Below are 2,653 nucleotides of genomic sequence, written 5' to 3'. Positions count from 1 at the left end.
GGGACCGGCGTCGCAGCCGGCCGCGGCCACGGCGACCGCCCCCAGGACGGCCGCGCCGGAGCCGAGCAGGCGGCGGCGGCCCAACGTGGGCGCGGGGCGGACGGGGCGAGGCACCGGGCGACCATATCCGGGCGTTCGGCGAGGCGGGGATCGGCGTCCGTAGCCGGTATCGTGGTTCTCTCGGTCCGGACGGGCCGCGCGCTCCCGCGCGCACCCGCATCGGCCCACAGCCGGGCCGGGTGGTCGGGCCCACAACCAGCAACGCACAACAGGACACGGAGACTCCGATGAGTTCGAGCAGATCGTCCGCGGACCGCGACGCAGCGAGGATCGAGTCCCTGATCGGCGACCGGGACGGTCGCTTGGCCGCGCTCGGCATCGACGTGGAGGCGGTGGAGATCACCCCCGCGGGCAAGCGCCGCGTGCTGCGGGTCGCCGTGGACAAGGACGGCGGGATCACCCTCGACGACGTCGCCACCGCGACGAAGCTGATCGACGCCGCGATCGAGGAGACCGACGTGATGGGCGAGCAGCCCTACACGCTCGAGGTCACCTCTCGCGGGGTGGACCGGCCGCTCACGCTGCCCCGGCACTGGCGTCGCAACGCCGGCCGGCTGGTCAAGGCCACGCTGACGGACGGCCGGGTGCTGTCCGGGCGGATCGTCGAGTGCGACGAGACCGGCGTGATCCTCGACGTGGACGGCGAGCGCGTCGCGCTGGCCCAGGGCGACATCACCAAGGCCCTGGTGCAGATCGAGTTCAACCGGAAGGACGAGAACTGATGGACATCGACCTGAGCATCCTGCGGATGCTGGAGCGCGAGAAGGAGATCAAGTTCGATGTCCTGGTCGAGGCGATCGAGCAGGCGCTGCTGACGGCGTACCACAAGACCCCGGGCGCGCACGAGGACGCGCGGGTCGACCTGGACCGCAAGACCGGCCACGTCCGCGTGATGGCGGCCGAGGTCGACGACGAGGGCAACCGGATCGGCGAGTACGACGACACCCCGGACGGCTTCGGCCGGATCGCCGCCACCACGGCGAAGCAGATCATGCTCCAGCGCCTGCGCGACGCCGAGGACGAGATCAAGTTCGGCGAGTTCTCCGGCAAGGAGGGCGACGTGCTCTCCGGCGTCATCCAGCAGGGCCGCAACCGCGACGACGTGCTCGTCGACCTCGGCAAGATCGAGGCGCTGCTGCCGGTCAGCGAGCGGGTGCCGGGGGAGGACTACCGGCACGGTACGCGGATCAAGACCCTCGTGGTCTCGGTCCGCAAGGGGATGCGGGGCCCGCAGATCACGCTGTCGCGGACGCACCCGAACCTGGTCAAGAAGCTCTTCGCGCTCGAGGTGCCGGAGATCGCCGACGGCTCGGTCGAGATCTCCGCGATCGCCCGCGAGGCCGGCCACCGCAGCAAGATCGCGGTGCGCTCGACCGTCTCCGGGCTGAACGCCAAGGGTGCGTGCATCGGCCCGATGGGTCAGCGGGTGCGCAACGTGATGGCCGAGCTCAACGGCGAGAAGATCGACATCGTCGACTTCTCCGAGGACCCGGCCACGTTCGTGGCCAACGCCCTCTCCCCGGCGCAGGTGCGCTCGGTCACCGTGGTGGATGCCGCCGCGAAGTCCGCGCGCGTCGTCGTCCCGGACTTCCAGCTGTCGCTGGCGATCGGCAAGGAGGGCCAGAACGCCCGCCTCGCCGCCCGGCTGACCGGCTGGCGGATCGACATCCACTCCGACGAGGAGCAGGCCGCCGAGGCCTGACGGCGCGCCGCGCCCGGGCGTCGATCGCCCGGGCGTGTCGCGCCCGCGCCGCCCTCGGACCCGGCGTCGGTGCCGGTTCGGTCCCGGCGCCGCCGAGGCGCTAGACTTGTCGATCGGTGGCTCGCCGAATGAAATCCCGCGCTGTGAACGACGGAACCCTCCCCGAGGGCCCCGTCCGGACCTGCGTCGGATGCCGGCAGCGGGCCTCCCGAAGCGAGTTGTTGCGGGTGACCGCCGGCTCGGACCAGGACGGTCACCAGACCGTGCGGCCCGATCCCGACGGCACCGCACCCGGCCGCGGGGCGCACCTGCACCCCACGACCGAGTGCTACGAGCTCGCGGTGCGGCGGAAGGCCTTCGCCCGCGCCCTGCGGATCACGCCGGGTGGGGCAGGGGCGTCCAGTGCGCCGGTGGGTGAGTACCTCGACTCCGTGGCAATGAAATCGACCGACAGAGACTGGAGCAACAGCTCATGAGCACTCGATGAGTACCTCGCGATGAGCCAGTTCGTTCTGCACCATCCATCAACGGTCTGAGTAACCCCGATCGGGTCTTGGGCCAGAAGGAGAAACGTGGCCAAGACCCGAGTCCACGAGCTCGCCAAGGAATTTGGCGTCGAGAGCAAGTTCGTTCTCGAGAAGTTCAAGGAGATGGGGGAGTTCGTCAAGTCGGCGAGCTCCACCGTCGAGCTCCCCGCCGAGATGCGCTTCCGCAAGGAGTACGGCGAGAAGCTGAAGACCGCCGGAGGCGGCGAGTCGGCGCCCGCGCCGGCCGCGCCCGCGGCCAAGGGCGACCGGGTCTCGGTGTTCAACCAGATGACCGAGACGCACCGGGTCCGCGACCTGGCGAAGATGATCTCCGACCGCACCGGCGTCGCCGTGTCCAACCTCC

General features: G+C 70.8%; 4 protein-coding genes. All 4 read left to right on the top strand.

From position 1 onward, the window contains the following. Positions 1-287 precede the first annotated feature (287 nt). The gene (gene rimP / locus ABLM29_RS22180; RefSeq protein WP_349716820.1) at positions 288-782 is read left to right on the top strand and encodes a ribosome maturation factor RimP; all 495 of its coding nucleotides are present in this window, start codon (positions 288-290) and stop codon (positions 780-782) included. Next, a complete protein-coding gene (nusA, locus tag ABLM29_RS22175; RefSeq protein ID WP_349716818.1) occupies positions 782-1,762 on the top strand; it encodes a transcription termination factor NusA in 981 nt (326 codons plus the stop codon). The genes rimP and nusA overlap by 1 nt, the downstream gene beginning before the upstream one ends. A gap of 128 nt (positions 1,763-1,890) precedes the next feature. Beyond that, positions 1,891-2,238, top strand: a complete 348-nt coding sequence (locus ABLM29_RS22170) for a YlxR family protein (RefSeq protein ID WP_349716822.1) — start codon at positions 1,891-1,893, stop codon at positions 2,236-2,238. 96 nt (positions 2,239-2,334) lie between these two features. Beyond that, positions 2,335-2,653 (top strand): translation initiation factor IF-2 N-terminal domain-containing protein (locus ABLM29_RS22165; RefSeq protein WP_349716816.1); only part of this gene is annotated, 319 nt, incomplete at its 3' end.

Origin of the sequence: Nocardioides sp. YIM 152588, assembly GCF_040191335.1 — a bacterium.
Classification (GTDB): domain Bacteria; phylum Actinomycetota; class Actinomycetes; order Propionibacteriales; family Nocardioidaceae; genus Nocardioides.
This window is presented reverse-complemented; position numbering and strand designations above follow the sequence as displayed.

Coding starts and splice junctions, on each gene's coding strand:
- nusA (WP_349716818.1), top strand. CDS start 782: ATGGACATCGACCTGAGCATCCTGCGGATGCTGGAGCGCGAGAAGGAG.
- rimP (WP_349716820.1), top strand. CDS start 288: ATGAGTTCGAGCAGATCGTCCGCGGACCGCGACGCAGCGAGGATCGAG.
- ABLM29_RS22170 (WP_349716822.1), top strand. CDS start 1,891: ATGAAATCCCGCGCTGTGAACGACGGAACCCTCCCCGAGGGCCCCGTC.